The organism is Ktedonobacteraceae bacterium (genome assembly GCA_035653615.1).
Classification (GTDB): Bacteria; Chloroflexota; Ktedonobacteria; order Ktedonobacterales; family Ktedonobacteraceae; genus DASRBN01.
The window spans coordinates 51,092-74,373 of the sequence record DASRBN010000006.1; the positions used below are offsets into that span (position 1 = coordinate 51,092).

Annotated in this window: 22 protein-coding genes; 3 read left to right on the top strand and 19 right to left on the bottom strand. The window is 56.4% G+C overall.

The features are described 5' to 3' along the window. Positions 1 to 31: 31 nt before the first annotated feature. Positions 32 to 2,260, bottom strand: coding sequence for an AAA family ATPase (locus VFA09_04060; protein ID HZU66430.1), 2,229 nt, complete (start codon positions 2,258 to 2,260; stop codon positions 32 to 34). A gap of 876 nt (positions 2,261 to 3,136) precedes the next feature. Between VFA09_04060 and VFA09_04065 the strand changes: the two genes are divergently transcribed. Together VFA09_04065 and VFA09_04070 are read left to right on the top strand one after the other, a co-directional pair. Further along, on the top strand, positions 3,137 to 3,781 hold the full coding sequence (locus VFA09_04065; protein HZU66431.1) for a response regulator transcription factor: 645 nt from the start codon (positions 3,137 to 3,139) through the stop codon (positions 3,779 to 3,781). Between the two features lie 35 nt (positions 3,782 to 3,816). Then, the gene (locus VFA09_04070) at positions 3,817 to 4,458 is read left to right on the top strand and encodes a response regulator transcription factor (protein HZU66432.1); all 642 of its coding nucleotides are present in this window, start codon (positions 3,817 to 3,819) and stop codon (positions 4,456 to 4,458) included. 28 nt (positions 4,459 to 4,486) lie between these two features. Here VFA09_04070 and VFA09_04075 read toward each other — a convergent pair whose 3' ends face one another. The 5 genes from VFA09_04075 to VFA09_04095 all read right to left on the bottom strand — a co-directional run bounded on the left by VFA09_04075 (position 4,487) and on the right by VFA09_04095 (position 9,998). Continuing rightward, entirely contained in the window at positions 4,487 to 4,846 is a 360-nt protein-coding gene (locus VFA09_04075) for a hypothetical protein (protein HZU66433.1), read from the bottom strand. A gap of 216 nt (positions 4,847 to 5,062) precedes the next feature. After that, the gene (locus VFA09_04080; GenBank protein HZU66434.1) at positions 5,063 to 5,497 is read right to left on the bottom strand and encodes a hypothetical protein; all 435 of its coding nucleotides are present in this window, start codon (positions 5,495 to 5,497) and stop codon (positions 5,063 to 5,065) included. 243 nt (positions 5,498 to 5,740) lie between these two features. After that, positions 5,741 to 7,474 carry an ATP-binding protein gene (locus VFA09_04085; GenBank protein HZU66435.1) on the bottom strand — a complete coding sequence of 578 codons (1,734 nt, stop codon included), beginning with the start codon at positions 7,472 to 7,474 and terminating at the stop codon, positions 5,741 to 5,743. 66 nt (positions 7,475 to 7,540) lie between these two features. Then, positions 7,541 to 9,406: a DUF1254 domain-containing protein gene (locus VFA09_04090; protein ID HZU66436.1), complete on the bottom strand. Its 1,866-nt coding sequence runs from the start codon at positions 9,404 to 9,406 to the stop codon at positions 7,541 to 7,543. Between the two features lie 94 nt (positions 9,407 to 9,500). Beyond that, positions 9,501 to 9,998, bottom strand: a complete 498-nt coding sequence (locus tag VFA09_04095) for a DUF1269 domain-containing protein (GenBank protein HZU66437.1) — start codon at positions 9,996 to 9,998, stop codon at positions 9,501 to 9,503. Between the two features lie 413 nt (positions 9,999 to 10,411). Here VFA09_04095 and VFA09_04100 point away from each other — a divergent pair, with 413 nt between their 5' ends. Continuing rightward, positions 10,412 to 10,897 carry a hypothetical protein gene (locus VFA09_04100; protein HZU66438.1) on the top strand — a complete coding sequence of 162 codons (486 nt, stop codon included), beginning with the start codon at positions 10,412 to 10,414 and terminating at the stop codon, positions 10,895 to 10,897. A 247-nt stretch (positions 10,898 to 11,144) separates the two neighbouring features. On the opposite strand, the gene VFA09_04105 is transcribed toward VFA09_04100, so the two are convergent. The 13 genes from VFA09_04105 to VFA09_04165 all read right to left on the bottom strand — a co-directional run bounded on the left by VFA09_04105 (position 11,145) and on the right by VFA09_04165 (position 23,256). After that, positions 11,145 to 12,092 (bottom strand): hypothetical protein, encoded by a 948-nt coding sequence (locus tag VFA09_04105; GenBank protein ID HZU66439.1) that lies wholly within the window; start codon positions 12,090 to 12,092, stop codon positions 11,145 to 11,147. A 43-nt stretch (positions 12,093 to 12,135) separates the two neighbouring features. After that, positions 12,136 to 12,321 (bottom strand): hypothetical protein, encoded by a 186-nt coding sequence (locus VFA09_04110; protein HZU66440.1) that lies wholly within the window; start codon positions 12,319 to 12,321, stop codon positions 12,136 to 12,138. A gap of 38 nt (positions 12,322 to 12,359) precedes the next feature. After that, the gene (locus tag VFA09_04115; protein ID HZU66441.1) at positions 12,360 to 12,581 is read right to left on the bottom strand and encodes a hypothetical protein; all 222 of its coding nucleotides are present in this window, start codon (positions 12,579 to 12,581) and stop codon (positions 12,360 to 12,362) included. Positions 12,582 to 12,662: 81 nt separating this feature from the next. After that, on the bottom strand, positions 12,663 to 13,658 hold the full coding sequence (locus VFA09_04120; protein ID HZU66442.1) for a CPBP family intramembrane glutamic endopeptidase: 996 nt from the start codon (positions 13,656 to 13,658) through the stop codon (positions 12,663 to 12,665). After that, complete coding sequence (locus tag VFA09_04125; GenBank protein HZU66443.1) at positions 13,625 to 17,287, bottom strand: thiopeptide-type bacteriocin biosynthesis protein; 3,663 nt, start codon at positions 17,285 to 17,287, stop codon at positions 13,625 to 13,627. Before VFA09_04125 ends, VFA09_04120 begins: the two co-directional genes overlap by 34 nt. A 2-nt stretch (positions 17,288 to 17,289) precedes the next feature. Then, on the bottom strand, positions 17,290 to 18,438 hold the full coding sequence (locus tag VFA09_04130) for a PqqD family peptide modification chaperone (protein HZU66444.1): 1,149 nt from the start codon (positions 18,436 to 18,438) through the stop codon (positions 17,290 to 17,292). Between the two features lie 217 nt (positions 18,439 to 18,655). After that, positions 18,656 to 18,874 (bottom strand): hypothetical protein, encoded by a 219-nt coding sequence (locus VFA09_04135; GenBank protein ID HZU66445.1) that lies wholly within the window; start codon positions 18,872 to 18,874, stop codon positions 18,656 to 18,658. A gap of 57 nt (positions 18,875 to 18,931) precedes the next feature. Next, positions 18,932 to 19,141: a thiocillin family RiPP gene (locus VFA09_04140; protein HZU66446.1), complete on the bottom strand. Its 210-nt coding sequence runs from the start codon at positions 19,139 to 19,141 to the stop codon at positions 18,932 to 18,934. Positions 19,142 to 19,228: 87 nt separating this feature from the next. Next, positions 19,229 to 19,447 carry a thiocillin family RiPP gene (locus VFA09_04145; GenBank protein ID HZU66447.1) on the bottom strand — a complete coding sequence of 73 codons (219 nt, stop codon included), beginning with the start codon at positions 19,445 to 19,447 and terminating at the stop codon, positions 19,229 to 19,231. A gap of 233 nt (positions 19,448 to 19,680) precedes the next feature. Continuing rightward, positions 19,681 to 19,905, bottom strand: coding sequence for a thiocillin family RiPP (locus tag VFA09_04150; protein HZU66448.1), 225 nt, complete (start codon positions 19,903 to 19,905; stop codon positions 19,681 to 19,683). A 23-nt stretch (positions 19,906 to 19,928) separates the two neighbouring features. Then, positions 19,929 to 20,723 carry a nitroreductase family protein gene (locus VFA09_04155; protein ID HZU66449.1) on the bottom strand — a complete coding sequence of 265 codons (795 nt, stop codon included), beginning with the start codon at positions 20,721 to 20,723 and terminating at the stop codon, positions 19,929 to 19,931. Continuing rightward, positions 20,717 to 22,540: a SagB family peptide dehydrogenase gene (locus VFA09_04160; protein HZU66450.1), complete on the bottom strand. Its 1,824-nt coding sequence runs from the start codon at positions 22,538 to 22,540 to the stop codon at positions 20,717 to 20,719. The genes VFA09_04155 and VFA09_04160 overlap by 7 nt, the downstream gene beginning before the upstream one ends. After that, positions 22,525 to 23,256, bottom strand: a complete 732-nt coding sequence (locus VFA09_04165) for a TOMM precursor leader peptide-binding protein (GenBank protein ID HZU66451.1) — start codon at positions 23,254 to 23,256, stop codon at positions 22,525 to 22,527. Before VFA09_04165 ends, VFA09_04160 begins: the two co-directional genes overlap by 16 nt. Positions 23,257 to 23,282 lie beyond the last annotated feature (26 nt).

Sequence of the window (23,282 nt, forward strand, 5' to 3'; positions counted from 1 at the left end):
CGGCAGGGGCCGGATCATTTTCCTTAGCCCGTTAGGGGATTGAAATCAATCGTTCTTCTCTTTGCTGTTGCCGGACTATTGCTGCCTCTTCTGTAGACAGCAACGCGCCGGCACGTTGCTGCAAGATGTGGCGGCGCGCCTCGCCCAATTCGGAGGAGATCACAGCGCGAATGAGTTGATTTGCGCAATGGTAGCTTCCCATGTGGTCTCCTGTGCCATTCTCCTGGCGCAGTATTCCGCTGCCAAGAGCCTCCTCCAGCGCTTGAATGCCTGTTTGCGCTTCCATCTGGGCGACCTGCCACAGGTAGTAGGCGCTGGCTCGAAAATCGAGGACGACACTTGCCATGACCAGCTGGCGCGCGAATGGTGTGAGTTTCGTCAGGCGTGCCAGGATCGTCGCGCGCACCGGGGCCGCTACCAGTTCGTGCCGGGGCTGTTGTTCCAGGAGTGCGGGCATCTTTTCCATGTCCGGCATGAGCCGCCACGAGCCACCGGGCGCCAGGCGTGGAATGAACCACTGCCGCTCGCGCAAGAGTTTCAGCGTTTCCAGCAGGAAAAAAGGGTGCCCCTCGGTCAACTCAAACAGGAAGTTGCTCAACCTGCTCAGGTACGGTTTCCAGGTGGACTGTTCCTGCTGTCCCGGAGGAGCGGATCGATTCAGATCGTTCTCAGGCCGTTCCGCTGTCCGGTTGGTGCCGGCTTCCTCCTGTCCGATGAGGGTTGCGAGGAGTTGGAAGGTCTCGGCTTGACTGAGTCGCTGCAAGACCAGTTGGGTGAACGATAGATCGCGGCCCAGGTTGGCCAGCTGGGCGGCGAGGTGCGAGTTGAGCGCCAGGTCTTCGCTGCGTACTGTGCCCAACAGCAGGGCCGGAGTATGATGTTTCTTCCAGTAGTGGGCCAGGTAGCGCAGCAGGTCGAGGGAGGCTTCATCGGCCCATTGCAGGTCGTCCAGCATCAACACCAACGGTGCGCGTTGCGCCAGGGCGTCAAAGAGGCGAGCAACAGCTTCAAACAGGCGGATATTGGTGGTAAACGTATCCTCACCAGGGAGTGGTAGGTCGGGATAGCGCACGCGTAGATCTGGCAGGAGACGGGTCAATTCGGCCAGCCAGAGGTCGTCCAACAGGTCCTCCGGGGCGTTTTCCTCTTCCAGCCGCCCCTGTATCGCCTCGACGAGTGGTTGATAGGGTAAGCTGACGCCGGCTTCAAAGGCCTGCCCGCTCAATACATCCGCGCCCTGAACCCGGGCCCAGGCCATAAACTCGCCGGCCAGTCGTGTTTTCCCGATGCCGGTTTCACCTACCAGCAGCACGGCCTGGGGTGACCCTTGCTGTGCCTGCTGAAATCTGGCGGCGAGCTGGTTGATGGAGGCGGTTCGTCCAACGAGCGGAGCGGTCAAATCGCCTGGTGGCCGTCCCTGGGTGATGCCGGCCGCGCGATGCGCGGAAGGGCGAGAGGCGTTGGGATTATGAGCCTGGGCTGCGCGGATTCGCTCGGCCAGGGTGACGGTTTGTGGAGAAGGTTTCACATCTAGCTCATCGGCCAGGCGTTCCCGGCAGGTAGCATAGACCTGCCAGGCGGCGCCTGGATCGCCTCGTGCCAGGTGCAGGCGCATCAGGCGGCGATAGGCCTCTTCCTGCAGGGGATCGAGGGCGAGCCAGCGGGTGAGGATGGCGCTGGCCTGCTCATGCTCCAGAGAAGCTTCGTGCCAGGATGAGAGCCGGTCGAAGAGTAGCTGCAGGCGCACCTGCCACTGGTACTGCTGCAATTGGACCCATTTGTCAAAAGGCGTTTCCTCACGCAACCAGAAGCCGTCGAGGAAAGGTCCGCGTACCAGGGAAAGAACGTGCTGCCACTGAGCGATCAAGGGAGCGCGCTGCTCCTCTGGCGGAAGCGTGGAGATCTCCTGAGCCTGGTGGTAGGCTTGCTGTACGAGGTCGAGGTCTAACTCCATTGGCGCATGCGGGTTCAAGCTGACCAGGTCAGGTGCGCTCAGTAAATGGTAGTGCGCATCAGGCGAGGCGTCGTTGTCATTAAGCAGGTTGCGCAACAGTGCCAGGGCATTGCGCAAGGCGTTGCGGGCATCGTGGGGTTCACTGTCGGGCCACAGGAACGCGGCGAGCTTGCTGCGCGGCTGCATCCCACCTTCTACTGCCAGGTAGAAAAGCAATGCTTGCGCTTTGCGTAGGGAAAAGGTGAGACGACTGCCGTTGTGAAAGACTTCTGGGGCGCCGAGGGTAGAGAGACGTAATAGACTCATAACAATTCCTCTTCCTTATTATCCAGGCCAATGGATGGAACGAAACGGTGCTCGACTTCCTGAGTTGCGCACCTCAAAACCAGAAACAGGTAGCGGCGGAGGCGATAGCGCGTGAGCTTTGATGCGATTCGCGCAACAAGAAACGGCCTACCATAACCTGACCTGCACCTTTCTCTCTATCTTTAATAGTAAGAAACTGCGATGTTCATGTCATTGCCAATAGGGTGCATTCTTATGCTAGCCTTTTGGACTAGACACAAAGAATCAGGGCGTAATGGAGTCCGTGCGAGTGGAATATGTATACACGATTTCTGCCCGAATTATGGTCAGATAGTGACTTTGATAGAAGCACGAACATTGAGTATCTCTGCTGAACAGGACGTTTTCGTTACTCTACAGAAGATAACAAGTTCGTTTGTGATGAAAATGTGAGGTCGGATAGATGCTCGCTTCTCTCTTGTCAAGTCCATTGTCGTGTGCCTTTATATCGTACAGTTTTTCGCGCTCGCTCGTTCTGATGGGGCTTGCCCCGGCAGTTCCTGGCATGTAATGCCGTGAAGCCTGCTGAGGGAAAGATTACCCTTGCAAATGCGGATGTAATTGCTTATGCTGGTGATGTGAGTGGGAAGAACGTCTATCCGGTCTACTGCTAGACAAAGCGAGACCAGGAACGTTATAAAAACGAAGTTCAATACGTTGAAAGTGCTTCTCACCTCTCGTATTTTGTCATATGGCTTGTGCCTGCCTGGCAAGGGTAGTACGGCCTGCTTCACGAGCAGTGGGAACGACATGCAGGTGGGATGATGAGATACAGAGCCAGAGGATCAGTTTGTGTTCAATCTTTGGAGAAATCGTTCTCCAGGAGGGAGCGTTAAGATGACGATTCAAGTGCTCATCGTTGATGACCATCCCATTTTTCGTGAAGGACTACGCCGGGCTATTGAGCAGGATCCGGCGTTCCGTGTGCTGGCAGAGGCAGCGACAGGTACGGAAGCGATCAAACTGGCGCAGGAATTGCGACCGGATGTGGTGCTGATGGACCTGAACTTGCCGGATCAGGATGGGGTCAACGCGACGGCGGTCATGCGTCGTGAACTGCCACAAACCGAGGTGGTGGTGCTGACAGGGATGCTTAATCCCACAGCGATTACGCAGGCCATGCAGGCCGGGGCAAATGGTTACTTATATAAGGATACACGGGCCAGTGAGATACGGGCGGCAATCGAGGACGCTGTAGAGGGGCGAGTGCATCTGTCCCCAAGGGTGACCGAGCTGCTGGTGAACCAGATGCGTCCTACCGGCCGCCAGGAACCGCTCACCGAACGCGAACGGGAGGTGTTGCAGTTGCTCGCTCGGGGCGCTTCAAATAAAGAGATTATGCAGACGCTACAGATCGCGGAGGCTACTGTGAAGGCTCATGTGCGTAGCATCCTTTCCAAGCTGGGAGTGCAAAGTCGAACGCAGGCGATTCTGGTTGCCATGCGTCTCGGTCTGGTTACAGCCCCTTCCTCTGTGCGATAGCTTGTGCCTGAAGACATGCTCAAGAAAGGGCTGAAATGGCAATAAGCATTCTCATTGTTGATGATTACCCCCTTGCCCGTGTGGGACTGCGGCAGATTCTTGAGCGAAATCCAGCATTCCGCGTGCTCGGGGAGGCGGCAACGGGTTCGGAAGCGATCCAGCAGGCTCAGCTGTTGCGACCAGACGTAGTGCTGATGGACATAAACCTGCCGGATCAGGACGGGATCAGCGTCACCGCCACTGTCTGTCGTCTGCTGCCGAATACCCGGGTGGTGGCGCTTGCAGAAGAACCCAATCTCACGTTACTCAATCGGGCCGTGCAGACAGGAGTCGGTGGTTACCTCCTCAAAGAGGCGCCGGTCACTGAGATTTATATGGCGATCCAGGATGTCATGGAAGGGCGTATCCATCTCTCTCCTCGGGTCACTAAGATGCTGATCGGTCAGACGCAGCTATCAGCTACCCTTGAACCCCTTACCGGGCGCGAACAGGAGGTGTTGCAGTTACTGGCGCGCGGCGCTTCAAATAAAGAGGTGATGCAAGCCCTCCAGATCACCGAAGCCACCGTTAAAGCTCATATCCGCCATGTCTTTTCCAAACTTGGTGCTGAGAGCCGAACGCAGGCCATACTGGTGGCCATGCGTCTGGGCCTCCTCATGGCGTTCTTCCCTGGGTAACGCGCATTGAGTGACCGGCTCCCTGCATTTATTGTCCTTCCGGGTTGTCGGAACCTCCGTTGGAACTTCCCCGCTGATCGCTCTGGCTAGAAGTGGCCATATTGCTCAGAGCCTGCCCGAGGGCGGGGGTAAGAGCTTCCGCTAATACCGGGGCAAGAGCCTCGGCGATCACCGGGGCAAGAGCCGCGACAAGCATAGTTTTTTCATAGGGTGATGCTTGCTCCATGCTCTGGGCCACCATCTTCACCAGTGTTTGCGCTAAAGCGGGAGTAGCGGCTTGTTCCGACTGCGTTTCTCCTTTCAAATTCCAACTGCTCCCCATCAGTTCCTTTATGAGTGAATTGTATTCTGTATCCTGGTTGGTTGCTTGTCCAGCATTGGTCGTCATGAGGTCATTCCTTTCACCTTCCTTGCAGGTTGCTCATAGGAGCATAACCCGCAATGGAAGTTCTATGGGGCTATCCAGGGTGGCAGATTCCTGCCATAAAACCTGGATAGCCCTTTCTCTTACGAGGATCACCAAATAGGCGCTCGAAGCCTGGCGAATCCTCAAGAAGCAACAAACGAACGAGGAGGCAGCGCCTCAGCTTTTCTGACGGACTTGCTACTGCCCCTTCTGGCTACACAGCACGGCGGCCACGATCACCGGAGTGATTATCTCCCTGATCTCCTCGTGCTCCTTCCTGCTGGCTATTGCATGAGCCACTAGAAATGGAACTATATTCTCGCCTTGCTGACTGCGCTTCATCACGTTCATCAACAAGAACGGAGCAATACCTCCTACTCCCATTTCTTCGCGGCGATGACTCAGAAGAGCGGCCAGCAGGAGCGGGTGTTGGATACCGCCCTCTTCCCAGCGGCGGCTCAGAAGAGTGGCCAGCAGAAGCGGATGCTGGATGCCGACCTCTTCGCGTTGACGTGCTACCATGGTGGTGAGCAGAACAGGGAGTATATCCTCGAAAGACTTTTGTCCAAAACCATCCTGCTGTTGTGCTTGATCTGTTCGTCCGCGAACATCTTCACGGTACGTTGTGGTCATAATGTTCTCCTTTGTACTATCGTTTGCTAACAACAGATAGAGAAATCTTCTCCATCTCCAGCATGTGCATGCTGGCTTCCTTCTCTACAAGAATCGTTCATGCAGAGAGCATGCCTTTCGGGCAGTCACTGCATCTTTCTCAATGCCCTTTTCATCATGGGAAAGGGGCTTCGCGGATCAGGATGAGTGCGCTCCAGCAAGCGCTACTTTCCTTTTCCAGTATTCAGTGTAAAGGGAAGCCATCTAGAAAGCGTTATGAGGGGTGTCATGAAAAGGTTCTACCATGTCATCCTGAGCGGAGTGAGGAAGCTTGACCCAAAATGTACTTCCCTCTCCAACTACTGATTCTACCCATACCTGCCCGTCCATCAGTTCGGCTGCTTTCTTTACAGCAACCAGGCCTATGCCTGTCCCCGGGTACTGTTCCTTGTTCTGGAGCCGTTGGAACATCGTAAAGATTCGGTCATAATCCTGGGGAGCGATGCCAATGCCATTATCCGCGACTCCGATGATCACATAGTGGGGTTCTACTTTATACTTTACTCTGATTTGTGGTGGAATTCCCGGACGGCGGTAGGTGAGCGCATTGCTAAGCAAGTTCATAAAAATTTGGCGCAAGAGTCCCGGGTCGCCCCCAATCGTAGGAAGGTCCTCAGGTATAAAGATCTTTGCCTGTGCTCCATCAAGAAGCACCTGAAGTTCTTGCGCCAGGTCGTGTAGCAGTTCATGTAGCGCAATGGGCTTAAGAGAGATCGTCTGATTGCCAACGGGTGGATATTCAAGCAAGTTGCTTATGAATACCTTCATTTGCTTAGCGGCCTCGAGAATATGCTTGATGTACGATTGGTCTTGAGGATTAGAGCTGATCTGATTATCGAGAGCAAGAAGCTCGGCGAAGCGGCTAATGATGCTGAGTGGTATGCTTAGATCATGGACCAATGTATAAACAGAAGTCTCTAGCTGCTGATGTGCCTGCTGTAAAGCCGCGAATCGGCTCTCTCCATTCATTTTATAGGCATCGGCTTCCTTGATCGTCAGCCACAAAGATGCTATTTGCGCAAGGAATTCGCAGGCTATTCGTGTTTCGTATGGAACTAATTTTGACGATTGATGATAACAGGCTATCAGCCCCCAGAGCGTGTCTTCTTGCCGCAAGGCGAAGCACATTGAGGCTGCAGCATCCAAACTCCTGAGATAGGCTCTATAGAGAGGAGAGGCACTTTTTAGCACAGCTAAACGCAGGTCTAAGGGCCGGCCTGTTTCGCCCTGGGTGCCGGGAAGGATAGCAGCAGGCGAACAATTCACATCGGCTATGTAGTGGGGCGAATCGAGACAGGAGAGTTCACCAACCTGTTCCGGGAAGTTGGATGCGGGAATGCGCAGGCCAGGGTAGGAAGGGAGACCGGACAATCTTGCCTCAGCGACGACCTCGCTATTCTTCTCCTTATCAAATTGATAGATCATGACCCTATCAAAACCACTGGTGGCCCGCATTTCCTCGGCTGTGATCTGAAGGAGTTGGAGGAGACCTGGAGCATGTTGTAGTTTTGCTACAGAAGCCTGCAGGCGTTGGTAAAGATGCGAAAAAGAAGTCCATTCTCTTATGAAAGGTTCTAACTCAAGGATCAGACCGGCATCTGTCCGGTGTACAATGCCGTCAAAGAAAACGTAATCTTTCTCGCGTACTTTTACCTGCAATTTCAGGGGGTTGATTAACCAGAGGTCTTCCTGCCATAAGGAATTTTTGAGTTGCGCGAGCTGGGAAGCTTCTACTAGAGTATCAAGGCGTTTATTGAGCAATGCCTGGGGAGAAATATCGAGAATATCCCCTGTATTATTGCTGACGTGCAGGATAGTGAATTCGGGTTCCTTTAGAAGGAATAGGATCCCGTGAGGCTGAATAGAGCCAGAAGGAACAATGTGTTCGCTTTCGCCACGCGTGCGACCATCCTGCTTGACAAGTCCAAATTGCTTCATTGCTTCTCATCCCCTCTTTTCTATGTAGTATAAGATGAAGGCGTTATGAAAATGTTATAGGCATTGTTATTGTTGCATTCTTCTCCTCTGTCTCCGCGAGGTTAACTGGGACAGCACTTCCAGCGCCGGCGGCTCCCAGGTCTGCTCCACGATTGCGCGTCCGGGCAGGTAGGCGCGCAGGATCAGGTTGAATGGTCCTCTGGATGCGGGCAGCCAGTTGGATAGCTGGTCATTTTCCGGCGGTTCGTGCTGGATAAAAAAGGTGAGCCCGCCGTCAGGGTCATATACTAATCCCGGTGTGCGGCTGCCAATCGAGTACCGGTCGAGCGAATTGTTTACGAGATGATGATCCGCGCTATACATAGTGATCGACCAGAAGGCTTCTACCTCTGGCAGTCCCCGTGGAGCGAAGCGCAGGCAGTAGCCACAGGTTCCGGTGAGCGGCCGGTCGTCGCTATCTCTTTCGGCAATGAGATTGACGGCTTCTTGTAGATCAAGAGCGATGATGGCATCCGCGCACTGGAGGGCTGCGCGCGTGATGAAATCATCATGCAGGCCGGCCTGCCCCAATGCCGGTGGAGGATAGCGCCAGCCATTCACCCGCTTGCCAGGTCGCTCCTGGTTGGCTACTGCTTCGATAAACTGCTGCCCGCTTGCCGCCGCTCGCACCAGTCCTCTCCTGCTGCCTGTATCGAGGCGCTCGACTTGCTGATTGGGGCCAACACCAATGGTAGCGAACAATTTGAGCAGGGCGGCGTGCCGCGCCGGTGGTGGTTCCTCTGTCATCGCCCGGTTCATGGTCTTCCAGACTGCCAGCGCGTCGGACCTGGTGTCGAATGGCTGCCAGACGTCAGGGCTCTCCGGTGCCAGAACGTGTGGCCGCTTCCAGAGGCTGAGGGGGGTTAACCGGTAGAGCTTCTGGATCTCCTGCACCTGGGCTATATCCTCGGGCCCATCAACCTGTGTGCGCCCGAAAACGAGGACGGTTGGAGTGCGTGAAGGTTGAAGCACATTTACATCAGGGGGCAGACGACCTTGCCAGCTGGGACCGGTGATGGCGTAGTGCCCCGCATGTTGCCCGGTACTGCGCGTGCCGATATAGGCGAAATTGTCGGCGTCGAGCGAGGCCAGTTGAAAGACGTAGTAGCGCTGACCCATGTCGGGGTGCGAGAGGATAACGGGCTCGTCGCGGACATTCACCCAGGCGATGGAGTACATGATGTCATTGTCGGGTGAACCTCTTTCGGGATACATCGTGCTGGGCAAGGCTTCCGCGTGCCAGAAGTGATTAAGGGCGACATATGGAGCCCTTTCGCCAGCGGGCTGGCAGACCCATTGCCAGCGTAGTTGGGGAAGAAGTACCCAGGGGAAGCCATAGATGTAGGCCTGCAGACCTAACGTATAGGCGTATTCCTCGCGCCAGTCGATTAAAATCTCTGTCCGGGAACTTTCCCAGAAGGATTCGCAGAGGAGCTTTTCTTGCTCTGGGGACAGGTCGGTCGAAATGAACTCGAACGGCATTCCTTTGACCGGAGCGATGATTTTTTCGATCACAGACCCGTTTGTTATCAGGAACAGAGCCGAAGTTCCCTCCATAATCTGGTTGCGCACTCGTTTAGTAAAGCGCTCGTCGATGCCATAGCGGGCAAATTGTACGCTGAGGGCGCGGATGGCGGCGCACGTTGCTGTGCCGAAGAAGGGGACGGCGAATAACAAACCTACAAGCAATCCCCAGAATGCGCCACTCAATGCGCCGTCGTCACACAAAGGACTGAGTTGTTTGATGCGGGGCATTCTGGAGCCGAGGGGCCAGGTGAGGATGGCTCCGTCTTCAATCTGGATCAGGTGTTGCTCTTGCAGTTTCCGTAGCGAACGAAGCATATACGCTGCCCCTTCGGCCCTTGGAAATTCGAGGATGCTGAATGTGATCATGATTACTGGCCCCTCTGGCTACTACTAAAATCACATACCCGCAGCATGTCTTTCTGAGCGAAGTGAAGAATCCCTCACGCGCCAACTTGTCTTCCTACGACATGCTTTCTTCCATGAAGGATTTGAGCAGGAGGCTTTCTTGCTGCGGGGAGAGGCTGGTCGATATGATCTCGAGAGGTGTGCCTTTTAGAGCCGTCATGAGTCTATCCAGGGCCGCCTCACCTGTGAGCAGGAACAAGGCCGAGGTTCCTTCACCAATCGCGCTGCGTAACTGATTGATGAACTGCTCGTCGATGCCGTAGAGGGCAAAATGCGTGGTGAGGGTGCTGATGGTGAGGCCGGTTTCCTCGCCAAAGAAAGGAACCGCGAACAGCAGACCCACAAAGAGCCCCCAGAACGTCTCGCTCAGGATATGTTGCCCGGCCAACTGGGGGAGCCGTTTGATGCTGGGCTTCTCAGATCCTCGCGGCCAGGTGAGCATGACCCCGTCCTCGATCTGGATCAAGCATTGCTGCTGGAGCTTCTGTACTATTGGGGATATGTTCTCGGCTGCTTCCGCGATTGGAAACGTGAGGACGGCGAATACTGTCATGGTTGCTCACTCCTTCCGCGTTGTCCGTCTGCCTGTCCTGCTACTCCATCTTGCGCGAAGTTTTCCAACTCCTCATGCTGTATGTGGCCGGCCGTTCACCACGCCTCTAGAAGATGTTCGCCGGCTCGCTTCACCCTCTCTGCTACCAGTATAGGGAGGATTGATCATGAAAACGTTATGAGTATCGTCATCGTCAAGAGTATTCCCGGCCTATACCATTTCTATACCAGGTGGGCAATAGCATTGTGTCGCTTCTTACACTAAACTGGTGCGCGGGACGGGTCGCTGATTGTCGAGGCAGATCGTGTTTTTATTCTTTTCTGATGATGGACGCGGGCCGATCAATCGGCGCTGGGCGCGATCAATCGGCCCCTACGGCGAAGCCGTGGGCCTGTCCTTGGGAAGGTTGAATCATGTTTGAACGCAAATGGGAGAAGCACACGGAGGACAAACAAGTAGGGCGTTCTGCAAGGCGTACCCGGTTCGTTATCTTGCGCTTGCTCCGTTCACCAATAGCGTGGATAGGGCTGGTAGTAATCACTGTCATGCTGGTAATTGCCCTGGCGGTTCAGCTGAAGGCGCCTGTTCCTGCTGATACATTCATGCAATCGGTGGTTGAGCGAGATGGCAGTCTGGGCTGGCACCAGCTCTGTCCAACCTTGCAGGTGCAGATACCACTCTCAGTGCTTGCCAACCAGGTGCAGGAGGAGCGCGCTGCCGAGGCCAGGGAGGGTTTGAGCCTTAAGGTAGACTTTGTTGGCGCCCATGCGCGGCCAGATGGGGGAGAGATTCGCGTCTATGTGATCACGGCGCACCGGCGCGATGGGTGGGTCGGGATGCGCACGTACATTGTATATACGCAAGCCAGCGGCTGTGTTGAGGATGTGAAGAACTTCTAAATGCCCTTGAAAGCTTGTAACGCCAGAGCTTCTTCCCCTTTCGTTCCTCAGGGCTAAAGGCGACGAGCAGTTCTGTGCTACGCCTCCAGCTATATGCACAAGGATATGAATGGCTCCGATATGTGCTCGACACCCCCAACTATAGCATGTGCATTGGGATATGCCATCACGCGCCGAAGTGATTGTTTTCTCCCCCATTTTGGGGTTGCTGCCTGACTCAGGAAAGAGAGCAAGAGGCGCTCACCTGTCAGCGGCCTGCCGCGACAGGCTGGCGTGGCCCTGGCAGCGGAGCTTTCCCGGCGTGAATACGGCCATATGCTCTCAAATAGGCGCATTCCTCTTCGCTCAGCGGGCCTTTTTGCATAGCCGCCAGGGCCTGATCTACTTCGGCGCGGTTTCTTACGCCTGTCAGTACGACATCCACATAGGGGTTGGAGAGCGCGAAGCGGTAGCAGTCAGGGATGGTAGGCACGTAGTGATCTGCCGGATAACCCCGCGGTGGAATATGAAAGAAGTTGTTCGCCTCGTGCGCAACATTGAAGGCGACAATGCCAGGGTCGCGCGCTTTATCTCCCGTGAGATGAGGGAAGATGTCTTGTTCCACACCGGTATGGGAGAGGTTATAGCGGAGCATCAGCACATCGAGTTTCGCCATCGACCTGTGGGCCGCCTGGCGCGAGTGGAACGAGCAACCGACAAATCGTACCAGGCCGCGACTCAGTAGCTCCTCATTCACCTTGTGGGCCTGCGCCATCAGCATAGCGGCCTGGTTGCGACGGTATGCGCGCGCGATACTGCCGCCTGCTTTCAGTTGATTAGCAGCCTCTATCAGCGAATCACAGTCGCTGTTATCGGTGATCCAGCCCCAGTGAAAGATGTCAATATAATCGACGCCTAGCTCGCCGAATTGATCCATCAGGATGGCCGGAATCTTATCCGGGTCGTTGACATAGCTCACTGTTGCCAGGATCACCCTGTCTCGTACTGAGGAACCCATGCCGCATAACGTGCGGAGGGCGGCAGCTGATTTTCGATACGAGAAGTGATGGAGGTCGGAGGAAAAGAAAAAGTAGTTGATACCCTGCTCAAAAGCGTACAGGAGATCGCTGCTTTCAATTCCCCAGCCGCCTCCTATGCCCAGAGGGCTGGCCTGCAGACCGGTCTTTCCGAGTTGCCTGGTAGTAAATCCGCTCATAACCCCTCCTTTCTATTTACCGGTGGGCGTCCTATTTACGGCTTTACGACAGCCTTCGAGGGCTGGGCCAGCGTCCCGAAAGAAACAGCAGGCCAAAGCTGACGAGAACGGTGACGGAAACAAGGCCGATAATCAAGGCTCGTTCACCCGCGACGAACCACAAGAAAACCGGGATAGCCACCGCGAGAACCAGAAAGAGCAGGCCAATAAGCCGGGCAGTTGTCATCATAGAAAAAACCTCCTTCCTCGTTATTTCAACTGCCTGATTCAAGCGAACCGGTAGGGTTCTTTGGCGTAAAAGGTCGTATAACCACAGTTGGGGCAGACTAATGCCCATAGTTCACTATCCGAATGGGTTATGCCGGGTACAAAAGATGACCCCGGTTTGTGTACCCGCGTGCTGCTAATTCCCTCCGCTACGACCCGCATCGTGCCGCATTCCGGGCAGGATGTGGGTGTTGGAGGCTGTCGCTGTTGTTCGTTTGCCATGTACTGCTCCTTTTTGCTATCTGGATCGAGCCGACCATGCAGGAAAGAGCATGATCGACCTCTACAACTTTTTTTATACCATTACACTATAGTCCACCACAATACAATGCAAAGGGTGGTACAGGCTATATGGGCGATGATGGCGGCCCAGGTTGAGTAGCGCTGGCGTAGCCAGCCGAATGCCAGACCTGATACGAAGACAAGGGCAATTGCCGGTGAGAGGCCGTACTGACTGTGCAGGGCCGTGTAGAGCAGGGTTGTGGGCAGCAGACCAAAGGTTGGCTGCAGGAGACCGCGAAACAGGATTTCCTGCCCTATTCCCGCCACCAGGCCGACAGCCAGCGCCAGGATCACTATCTGCGCCATATTGCCATCGTTATATGGCAGACTGCTATTTATGGTAAAGCGAAGCGAATTGTAGGCCGCGATATCGTAGTGTTTGAGGATACTGGCTCCCAGCACGCTCAGCAATACACCGCCTCCTACTATTCCCGCGACAGCCAGTGTCCGCTCCCACTCAAAACATAGCTCGTCCAGGCCAAGCCGCTCAATAACAGCGGGCAGGCTGCGGCGGAAGTACAGGCCCGCTCCCACTATCGCAATAATCAGGTAGCTCAATTCGCGTGCAACCTCGTTGACCAGCGGGTTATTGTGCCCGGCTCCGTTCGCCACCAGCATGATCGTATAGGATGAGGCGATCAGAAGCAATGTCACGTTGACGAAGAGCATGATGATAAAGAGCCAGGTACCCAGAATACGCTCAGGCGCTTGCAGGTCCCAACCAAATGTACGCATCACGATCCTGCGCGTACTGGGCATGAGAAGCAAACCGCTGGCGATAGCCGTCAAGCAGTAGGCGATTGCCAGCGCCTGGCGGCCCGAAGCGTTGATGGGTGACAGGCGGGCCACCTCAGGCGAGACCATATTGAGGCCGGCCCAGCCGAGGTAGATCGAACCCAGGCCAAGCAGTGCCAGAAAAGCGAAGCGACAGGCGCGAGAAGACTTCGTCTGGCTTCCCAGCCACGCGCCAACAAGCACGAAGCCTACCTGGAAAGCGTCAAGACCGAGTTGCTGCATGAAGGCACCTCCTGTTTGGTCGGCAGCATCGCCTCAGGAGAGGGATTCTTCGTTGCACTCAGAATGACATGGCCAGCCATGTCATTCTGAGTGCAACGAAGAATCCCTCCTCGTTCGATTTCAAGCAACAATGCCGCCAGATAACTCTCTTCCAGGGGGAGAATCCCCAACCGGTTGTTGTTCATATGCATGTAATCGAAGCACAGGCCGCTTGCCGGCTCAGCTACCTGGTCTCCGGCGCCGGCCAGCGCCTCGAGCGTGGCGAGAAAGGCTTCCCGGTACGAGTCGATCAATCTGCTTGCCAGCGGGTGCGCGGCGATCTCCGCCAGCTGCCTGGAGAGGAAGGCGCAGCGCGATGCGGCTCCTTGTTTGAAACTGGCACGAAGCTCAGCAGCGCCGGAGCGATCCTGGCCGCTCCAATACCAGAGGTACTGATTCCAGAAACGAGCGCGGGCCTCCGGTTCTGTATAAACAGTTTCCGCCATCAACCGCATCAAGAGCAGGCTCAACAGTATCCGATCCAGCTTCGCCCCGCTTTCTAGCAGCAGGGCCTGTAGAGCAACCTCGCTCGATGCCTGGAAGAGCCGCTCAGCGATAGCTACTCCCGCCTTTCCCCCGTACTTTTCGTATTCCGGTTCATACTCCGCCAGCACGTAACCAGGCTCAGCCATCACAGGCTGCGGCAGCAAATTCGCCGGCAGGAGATGATGTGCCCTATCATAGGCCAGCTGTGGCAGCGTCTGCTCAATACGGTTGCCAATTTCCCCGCGCAATGCTTCCCGTAAGTCAGATGGGCCTTGCAAACGCAGGCGAATATGCCAGCCCCGTTTGTCCATATAGCGTGTGAAGAACCAGCGCTGAAGCTCCGGCCTGAAGCGCGCGCTTTCGATAGCCGGTTGCACGATGTGAGTCACCACCTGATCCACCTGGTCGGAGCGCGCAGGATAGATTTTAAAGAACAGCCAGTTGTCACGGTCGTGTTCCAGGGCCGTCCGCCTGGTGAATGCAGTCGCCGGTTGCTCCTTTTGCGGCGACGGCCAGCGAGCCAGGGCCATGAATTCGCTGACATGTCGAGAGGATGGCAACTGCGGATCGGGCTGCACCCAGTGCTGGTGACGGTTGGGAAGCGCCTCCGTCAGATTGATCGCCAGCACATCCTTGTCCAGGAGCTGGCGTAGGAGTTCGAGTGTATGCGGACTGCTAAAGGAGATCCAGACGGGCTTGCGCGCTTTGGCCTGCAAAGTCAATTGGGCGCGCTCACTCGAAGCAAACACCTCGTCAGGCAGATTATGCTCGCGCTGCCAGCGCTGCACCCGTACAAAGAAGTCGAAGTCCGATTCTCCTTTCTGCCGTATGGGCACCTGGTCTACGGGGATGCGCCAGCGGGCACGGCGCAGGATCACCCGTCCCTCTTCAACGCGCGCGAAGTATTCTATCTCTGTGGGAGCCGTATCACGCTGGCTAAAGCGATGAAGATTCCAGCCTACCGGGTAATCGCTGACCCAGGGATCAAGCAGCATCAGGAAAAGCCGTACCGCGTGGCTAATGAGATGGGTCGGCACAACGCCCAGGTACAAAGGCGCGATCACCTTCCCCTGCGCATCGATGAAGTAAAGCGTCTCATCGTTGGGATTCGCTCGCAAACGCAGTTCGCGCAGCTCTCGTGTTCGCTCTCCATCACCCTCGTTCGACAATTCAGCAGGCCAGCGCAACGTCTGCCTGGTCACGCCTATTTCCCCCTGTAAATTGCTCCAATCGCCTACCACCGGCATCTCCATCGCTTCACCGTCCTCGTGTAGTGACGCGACCCAGCTGGAGAGCAACTCATCCAGATTCCCATGCCCATCTCCCAACAGACCGGCAAAGCGCCCCAACAGCCCTCCCTGCCCCGGACATACCTGGTTCACCACCAGTTTGTAATCACCGCGTTCTAGCGCCTCCTCGCTTTCGGCCACCAGCTGGTAAAAGATTGTCACCGCCGGTGGCATCGCGCTCGCCCCGCTGGGAAGATCACAGCGCCCTCCGCCAGGTCTCTGCAAGGCAACGCGATCTTCCATCATTGCTCGTGTCAGTAGCTCGGTGGCATCTTCACGCGCTAAAAAGTCTTCAAGAAAGCCGAGAATATCGTTTGTTTCGCCGTCAGAACCAAAACGCTCTATAAAGTAGCGGTACAGGTAGTCGTAAAGCTTGCCACGAATAATACTTGGGCGAAGGATAGTGGCGACGCGTGCCAGATCCTCCTCTATATGCCGGTTCAAGGTAATCGCGGGGCCGCTGTATTGAACATCTTCGTAAAGCAGGTTGCATGTAGCCAGCCACGCGGGCGGAGAGGAGCCGAGCCGCAAAAAGATGGCCGCGGATTCCTGCCGGATGCGCTCCAACAGGCGCAGTCTCTCCGGGCCGCTTGCGGCGTGGCTCTCTTTCACCAGCGCCTGTACATGACGCATACGCGAGGAGATGTCAATAGCAAGGGGGGAATTCAATTTTTCCAGCGTTGCAGCTAGCGCCGCGATTGGCTCTGGGTCGCGCCTTGAATAGGGGGCGATGGGCTTCAATAGTTGCATATCCAGCAGTTGTGTTACTACCTTATGGACATTTGTGGCCGGCTTGCCCGCGGTCAGCAGCTGGATCAATTGCGCATATGAGATTGGCCGCCCGGATTCCAGATAGCCGGCGAGGGCTGGAAGTCGCTCGCGGTCGAATCTGCGCTCTACGGTACTTTCGCGTCGCCAGGCGAAATCGTCGTGTACGGTATACTCTGAAGTCAGGACGCGCACTTTGTCCAACCTGCTGCCTGCATGACACAACCCGGCGTTTGGCTCGAATTGTAGGGCCGGTGCCAGCTCCGGCGAATAGGCGATTTGCATCAGCAGGGCGGCCGGGAGCATGCGCACCAGTCGCACATGGCGGTGTGGCTCAGTCTGAGCCGCTTGTGGTATCCTGGCCCTATCCTCTTTCTCAGGGGCATGATGGACGACCGCCAGGTGTGTGAAGGTGCTCAGGGGGCTGGTCTTGAGCGCGGCCCGCGTGAGGTAGGAGAGGCTCGACCGGGCCAGTTTGCTGGTCGGACGCCAGTCCTGCAACTGAAGCGGGCGGGTCAATTCCTCAAGCAGGCTCGGACTGACCAGGGCAAGCCCTTGCTGGAGTTCTGGCTGTTGTATACTTCGTGCGAGCGCCTGCATCGCTTCATGCAATTCCTGCTCGTAGGTCACGCTTGCCTTCTGCAAAGTATGCTCGCGCTCGCGAGCCATGCGGAACCACGCGCGCAGCAGGTGCGCTTCCTCACCCAGGGCATCTGCCACCTGCTCAATATCCGAGGCGGCTTCCGGCCACATACGCAGGTTGTGGACATTGCGTTTGACTGCTAGAATGCGACGCCGTAGTTCTTTGTCGTCGCCCACAAGCGGTACCAGGCGGTACAATGCTTCTTCAATCTGCGGCCCTATGGCTTGCATGGCCTGCTCTGCTTCCAGGGCGAATCGAATAGAGCGCGTCGTCTCGTACAGGTGTAGCTTATCCAGTTGTCCAGCCGGGATGCCGCCGATTCTGGCAACGCCAAAGGGGGCTATTGAAACCGGCCCATAGGTGTGTTTTTGTTCTTGCGCGCGTTGCTGTAGCAGATTTGTCATAGCTATACCACCCCCACAATCAGACCTGCGACGATGTGCAGGAGAAAGAAGACGATCAGTCCCAGATAACCAAACATCAGCAGACCGTAGGCAGCGTGTACCAACTTCCGGCGAGCGGGCAAGGCGCGCAGTTGCGCCGGTAACGTGCGAAACGTGAGCCAGTGCCAGTAGAGGAGAAACGTCCTCTGGCGGAAGTTGAGTTCACCGAAAGCCGCTTCGAGGGCATGATAGCCATCGCTGGGCATCAACGGATTCAGGTTCGAGATGAAGGTCGCGACCTCGATGAAGAGGACGACGTACAGGCTTGCCGAAAGCCAGCCACTGCTGGCGAGAACAAGAGCGGCTGTGATGGCGGCCGCCGAAATATCAAAAGCCGGGCCGGCCAGGGCGATATGGATGCGCTGGCGCGGATCACGAAGGCGGTAACCGTCCGTGCGGTCCGCATAGGCCACGGGCAAGATATAGTAGAGCAGGGCGAGGCCAATTTCGCGGATGCGCACGCCGTAATAGGAACTTACCAGTGTATGGCTCAGCTCGTGGAGGGTGAGATGCAGCAAGAAGTAACCAATCACTAAAGGCCACACAATTTGACCCACGCGCAGACCGGCTCCATGCTGCACAAGCACGTAGAAGGCGGTCAGTGTCGCGACCATGAACCAGAGGCCGAGCAATGTTTTAGATGTATCGCCCGCAAGAGCATCGACGCGATGGACCAGGTTTTGAGCCAGCGGTTTTTCTGGATGCCAGAGGCCGATGCGCAGCATGGGGCGGCGTAGAACCTTACGGGCAAATTTTCTCGGCGAAAATTTTGGAGTGGGCCTCGCTCCCTCGCCTGCGGGCTGCACAATCACTTCAGCATCCTGTAGTTGCCCTAAAAATGCTCGTACTTTGTCCGCGATCTGGGCCTCTTTGCCGGGGTAGCGTGCTGATAGAGCCTGCTCTATATCCTCCCGGGTAAGGGAGGTTGGACTTTCTAGCAGCATACGCATGACCTCCGCTGCCAGAGTACTGAGACGGATATAACTCTTGCGCTTCGCATTATAGAGCAGCGGAATATCATTCATGCCGGACAGCAGCTCGATACCCTCTGCCAGGATGATCGGCCGTCGATCCTCGATGTTGTTGGATTTCTCTGTGGTTAATGTCTGCATATGATTCACCTCGCTCTAACCGGCCTCGCCATTTACTCTCACTACCATTGCTATTGCTTTGCCCCTGGCTTTTTCGGGTTTGCTCGTATACGCTCCCCAGGGAGAAGCGGCAGGAAATGAGCCTGGGTCCTTTCCCGACCTCCCGTTTGGAATTGAAATTCGACGGTAGCCCCGATCCGCCTCGAGGGCGGTCGGGGTACCAGGCCCACCTGCTGGCTTAGCAGGCGGACGAGATGGAGCTACCAGATGAGAAGCTGCTGCCGCAGCTGCTGGCGGATGAGAACGAACCGGCAGTGCCAATTGTGGCAGCCGTGCAGAAGTTGGGATGGACGAAGTCAGCCTGGTCCGCCAACTCTTCCGCAAACAGCTCCAGAGAAACGTTCTCTTTCTCCTCATCGTGGATCTCAACCATCTGATCGAAGTCGACGTTGTTCATGAATTCTGTCTCCTTTCTTGAACTGACTGACTATTGACAACTAACAGCTACTGACGACTAACCGATAGAAGAAGCGCTGGTAAGCGTACCGGCCGTTGACCATGGGCAGCTTCCGCTCGAGATACTGGTGAGCGAGCTGAAGGTGGTGGATGGTACGACGAGGTCGTTCTGCTCGGGCAGCTCCTCGGCGAAAAGATCCATCACATCGGTCTCGGGCATCTGCTCATCGCTGACGGTAATCTCGTTGATGTTCTCGTTCTTCATCATGTGCTGTTCCATCCTTTCTGTGTTTCAAAATTGTTGAGATAACTCAACTACCTACGACCAATCGAACCGCGAGGGTATTCCACTCAATTAATTGCCGAAAGAAGACGCGGTGCTGACGCACGAACCGGTGCCGGCGGTGCCGCTGAAGGTTCCCACGCTACCAAAGCAGCCGACTGATCCCCAGGTGCTGTTGGGAGCTACCAGGTCAGTTTGATCAGGCAATTCCTCAGCGAACAACTCGTCAAGCTCAGCGATCTCTTGCTGCTGGTCCTTCTGGATGATCGTGTCATTCAATCCGTTCATCATGCTGTTTCTCCTTTCCTACAATTGCCTGCGTTTGCTACCTGGCGAAATGCCGTCGCCAGTCCTGTTGTTTAGATATGCCTGCTGATCCTCTCGTCCTCTCCCTGACTCCGTCAGAGCATAAGCTGCTTCGCTTTTTCTCACGCGACGTTCTGCCGCAAATACTGGTGGCGGACCTTCATGCCCAGGTTGAGCTAGATCGGATCAGCCTTTGTTGTATGGCTCGCCGGTTATTGCTAGCCGACGCAAGAAGCAGTGCTGACGCACGAACCCGTGCCTGCCGTGCCACTGAAGGTTCCCACGGAGCCAAAGCAGCCAATCGAACCCCAGGTGCCGTTTGGCACGACCAGATCATTTTGATCGGGAAGTTCCTCGGCAAAGAGTTCTTGCAAATCCTCCTGCTCTGTCCGAACGCCTTGCCCTAAGTCGAGGTCCACAGCCTGCAGGGACTTCAAATCCATCCTTGCTCACCTCCTTTCGTGCCTTATTTGCTCAGAATATAATCAGGATGCAGATAGCCGGTTGAGTAGGCGAAGAGGCTGGCATTTTTATATCCATCGACGCCTGCGATACGATGGGCCGCACGGGGCAAGAACCCGGCGAATGTCGTTCCTACCAACCCTACGCCAATCGACGATAACCACATACGTTGTCCTGCCGCCCCTGCCCGTAGCAGGAGCAGGCGATGACCCCATGCCCCATGACGGGCACATGCCGCCGCGAGATTGCCGGTGATCAAGACAATCAGCGGAGCATCGCCGAATTCAGTCTGCAAAACCAGGTTAGCGCCTCCCTCTTTCTGGTTGGGGGCTGGCCCCACGTACACGAGCGCGTGTTCATCCTGCTCGTAGCGGTAGACAGCCGGCGCGAGGTCCTCGACTCGCCAGGCTACCAGGAGAAACTGTAGTGGAATGCCTGCCTCTCCTTCCTGTGGCCAGTCCTGGCGGTCCCCGGTGCTTGCCGTGTGCAGGATCGTGGCCAGTTGAGCCTGGCTGACCGACTTCTCATCGTAAAAGCGGAGAGAAGTGCGTTCCACCATGGCCTGGTATAGCGGCCGACTCTGCTCAATCGGCTGCGGTAAGCGCATGAGCTCTCCAGGAGCCGGGCGATAGAGCAGGTGACCCGGCACTTCCCGGGGGGCCGCGAGCGCATCTGCAACTCCCTTACGGCTCTCCTTGTACAGCTTGATCATGACGTGAATAGGCTCGAGCGATGCGTAACTGCGAATATCGTACCGGCAGTTCTGGCCTACGGTAGTCATCTCGATGGTATCTAGCATGGCACTTCCTCCTCCTGTGATTCGGGTGAGACGCCCCGGAGGGCAAGCACACCGGTAATGGCTTCTTTGATATCTTCCAGATCAAGCCGGTCGGCGATCCGGTCATCGGCCCAGCTCTGTATGGTTTGAGCCGATAGACCGAGTCCGCTTGCGACCATGTGCATCTGGCCAAGCGCCACACCGGCATCCAGGTGAATGATGCGGTAGGCGAAAGCCGAGTATTTGTGAGAAACGCGATCGTGCGCAGCTGTGAGTATGACATATGCGTCTGCCAGCAACTCGCTTTCTCGTGGCAGCGCCTCGCGCAGGAAGGCGTCCATTTCGCTCGTTTGCCCGCTTCGCTCAAGGATGGCCAGTGTATGCTCGTGCGGCTGGTAGAAATAGAGGCCTGGCTCCAGCCCGGTGACGTTTCGTGCCACGACGTAAAGTTCTACCGAGCCGAGATTGCCGCCGGTCGGCGACCAGCGCTGCAATTTGCTGGCCTTATTGCCGTCACTGTAGCGAATGCCCGCGCCCAACATGAGCAGCGTAGCGAGTCGTGTTAAATCCAGTTCCGCGCCTGGCGGGGAAGCAGTCTTTCCCGGCAAGTTCTCCAGGACCGTACCGCGCGGGCGAATCAATTCTGTACGATCTGGCAACTGCACCTGTGCGGCACTCGGATAGCGCTTGCCCTCGTGCGCCAGTTCTAGATTGCTGGCACGATAGTGCATCTGGTGGCTCTTGGGATCGAGCAGGTGACGCGACGGGAATGAAACGGCGTCCTCGTACACGACCGCTGTCTCTACCGGCCCCATTTCGACGCCGGCGGGACGGCAGTTCGGGCAGCCTGGCAGCTTGGGGAAGCGCAGGCGCTGCGTGGACCAATCATCCAGGCTGTAGCGGGTAACGTTCAGCCCGGTGGCCAGTAAAGAGATGCGACTCAGCAGGTAGATTACCTCGACAACCAGCATATTGGCCCACAGGCGCGCGTCTAGCCAGCTCGTTTGAGCCTGGTCAGCTTTCTCTTCCCGGTTCTCGTAAAGTGCGGGTGGGAAGCTGGCGCGGGCAAAACAGCTGTAACAGGGCGTTTCACCTCGCTCAAAATACGGGCCCAGTTCGGCTACCTGGCCGTTGAGATTGATTGACGCTCGCAGCCAGGGGATGTTATGACGCGCACATTGTTCGTCCAATTGCCGCAAAAGGGCCTGATCATCTTCTCCCTCGACCAGTACGATCACAACACTCCGGCCCGCCTGTTTGTCTAACAGAGATCCCGGGTCGGTACCCCATTCTCCGGTGTACACCTGTCCGACTCCTGCCTGCTTCAACATCATATGCATATGAGCGCGTGCCAGGTCGGCATGAGGGCCGAGGGCGTAGATGACCACCTGTGATTGCCCGAGGCGAGCCAGCGCCTGCAACGCGCTCCGGTTGACGCGGGTTACGTCCACATAGCGGCGAAAGAACGCCAGCATATGTGGGTCAAAGCGAGCAGGGTCCGCGTCCTGCGGATCGAAAGCAGCATCCTCTAGAAGCCCGCGTGTATAGAGCAGCGCGACGGCGTTGTAGATGGACTCTGCTGGGACACCGGGTATAGCCTGTGCCAGTTGCTCAAGGCTGCGGCTGCCATCCAGTAGGGGCAGCAAACGTGGCAGCAGGCTCCTGGTAGCCTTTCCCCTGAGTACCTGCGAATCCTCGCCCCCTTCTACAAGTAGCCCATCCTCCATGGGCACAACGACCAGTTCTGCCGGGAAATGGGGACGCTGCGGCATGGCAAATTGTGGGTCCAGGCGCACAGCTCTAGCCATGGCCTCGGCTGCAATCAGTTTCTGCTCCATAATACTTTCCCTCCATGACCGTTCATGCCAACGAGTTCACGCTCTACAGTGCGCTCGGAAAGGAGTTGCGCGAGTTCCTGTTGTAATGGCATGTAACTACGCGTGGCCTCATCACGATGCAAACCACAGCGAGGACAGCCGTGTACGCCAACTACCCGCGCCGTCAGCGTCTGGCGAGTGATGATATCCATCTGCCAGAGCCTGCCGGCTTCTGAAGCCGGGTCGGCATCCAGGCGGGCTATGAACTGGGCCAGGCGAATGGCGGCGATTTCGGCGAATGGGGCCAGATATCCCGCCGGCCCGCTCTGCGGATGGGCTTCATAATGGCTGCGCAATGCGGAGTGGATGGCCTGCCGGGGTGAGTGTTGGAGCAAGCGCTTCTCATAACATCTGTAGCAGGCTCCCATTCCTGGCACGACGACCGGTCCAACGCGCAGAGAGCGGTCCTCCAGCACCACCGGAATAAAGTGTTTCTTCCAGGCGTAGCTGATCCCCTCGCATAGCCGGTTCAGCTGTGGCACCGGTCGCCAGGCGGCCAAAATATTGACGCGCGCTACGGGCCATAAGGCCGGCGATGTTTTGTTGCCTGGATCAGGTTTCGTCTCGACGACATCCGGTAACAGTTCCTTCAGGACATCTGCTATGGCTTGACCGAACGCGCCAACCGGCACAATATGTACAGGTTCTTGCAGCTTGCTGTTCGAGTTGGCGTCCATTGTTCCACACTCCTCTCGCTTCGATT

Bases quoted from the DNA above. Each gene is read 5' to 3' on its own strand.
- VFA09_04135 (HZU66445.1), bottom strand. From the start codon at position 18,874: ATGAACAACGTCGACTTCGATCAGATGGTTGAGATCCACGATGAGGAG.
- VFA09_04120 (HZU66442.1), bottom strand. From the start codon at position 13,658: ATGCAGCAACTCGGTCTTGACGCTTTCCAGGTAGGCTTCGTGCTTGTT.
- VFA09_04150 (HZU66448.1), bottom strand. From the start codon at position 19,905: ATGGATTTGAAGTCCCTGCAGGCTGTGGACCTCGACTTAGGGCAAGGC.
- VFA09_04165 (HZU66451.1), bottom strand. From the start codon at position 23,256: ATGGACGCCAACTCGAACAGCAAGCTGCAAGAACCTGTACATATTGTG.
- VFA09_04095 (HZU66437.1), bottom strand. From the start codon at position 9,998: ATGACAGTATTCGCCGTCCTCACGTTTCCAATCGCGGAAGCAGCCGAG.
- VFA09_04100 (HZU66438.1), top strand. From the start codon at position 10,412: ATGTTTGAACGCAAATGGGAGAAGCACACGGAGGACAAACAAGTAGGG.
- VFA09_04065 (HZU66431.1), top strand. From the start codon at position 3,137: ATGACGATTCAAGTGCTCATCGTTGATGACCATCCCATTTTTCGTGAA.
- VFA09_04105 (HZU66439.1), bottom strand. From the start codon at position 12,092: ATGAGCGGATTTACTACCAGGCAACTCGGAAAGACCGGTCTGCAGGCC.
- VFA09_04075 (HZU66433.1), bottom strand. From the start codon at position 4,846: ATGACGACCAATGCTGGACAAGCAACCAACCAGGATACAGAATACAAT.
- VFA09_04090 (HZU66436.1), bottom strand. From the start codon at position 9,406: ATGATCACATTCAGCATCCTCGAATTTCCAAGGGCCGAAGGGGCAGCG.
- VFA09_04160 (HZU66450.1), bottom strand. From the start codon at position 22,540: ATGGAGCAGAAACTGATTGCAGCCGAGGCCATGGCTAGAGCTGTGCGC.
- VFA09_04070 (HZU66432.1), top strand. From the start codon at position 3,817: ATGGCAATAAGCATTCTCATTGTTGATGATTACCCCCTTGCCCGTGTG.
- VFA09_04140 (HZU66446.1), bottom strand. From the start codon at position 19,141: ATGATGAAGAACGAGAACATCAACGAGATTACCGTCAGCGATGAGCAG.
- VFA09_04145 (HZU66447.1), bottom strand. From the start codon at position 19,447: ATGATGAACGGATTGAATGACACGATCATCCAGAAGGACCAGCAGCAA.
- VFA09_04125 (HZU66443.1), bottom strand. From the start codon at position 17,287: ATGACAAATCTGCTACAGCAACGCGCGCAAGAACAAAAACACACCTAT.
- VFA09_04085 (HZU66435.1), bottom strand. From the start codon at position 7,474: ATGAAGCAATTTGGACTTGTCAAGCAGGATGGTCGCACGCGTGGCGAA.
- VFA09_04110 (HZU66440.1), bottom strand. From the start codon at position 12,321: ATGATGACAACTGCCCGGCTTATTGGCCTGCTCTTTCTGGTTCTCGCG.
- VFA09_04115 (HZU66441.1), bottom strand. From the start codon at position 12,581: ATGGCAAACGAACAACAGCGACAGCCTCCAACACCCACATCCTGCCCG.
- VFA09_04130 (HZU66444.1), bottom strand. From the start codon at position 18,438: ATGCAGACATTAACCACAGAGAAATCCAACAACATCGAGGATCGACGG.
- VFA09_04155 (HZU66449.1), bottom strand. From the start codon at position 20,723: ATGCTAGATACCATCGAGATGACTACCGTAGGCCAGAACTGCCGGTAC.
- VFA09_04060 (HZU66430.1), bottom strand. From the start codon at position 2,260: ATGAGTCTATTACGTCTCTCTACCCTCGGCGCCCCAGAAGTCTTTCAC.
- VFA09_04080 (HZU66434.1), bottom strand. From the start codon at position 5,497: ATGACCACAACGTACCGTGAAGATGTTCGCGGACGAACAGATCAAGCA.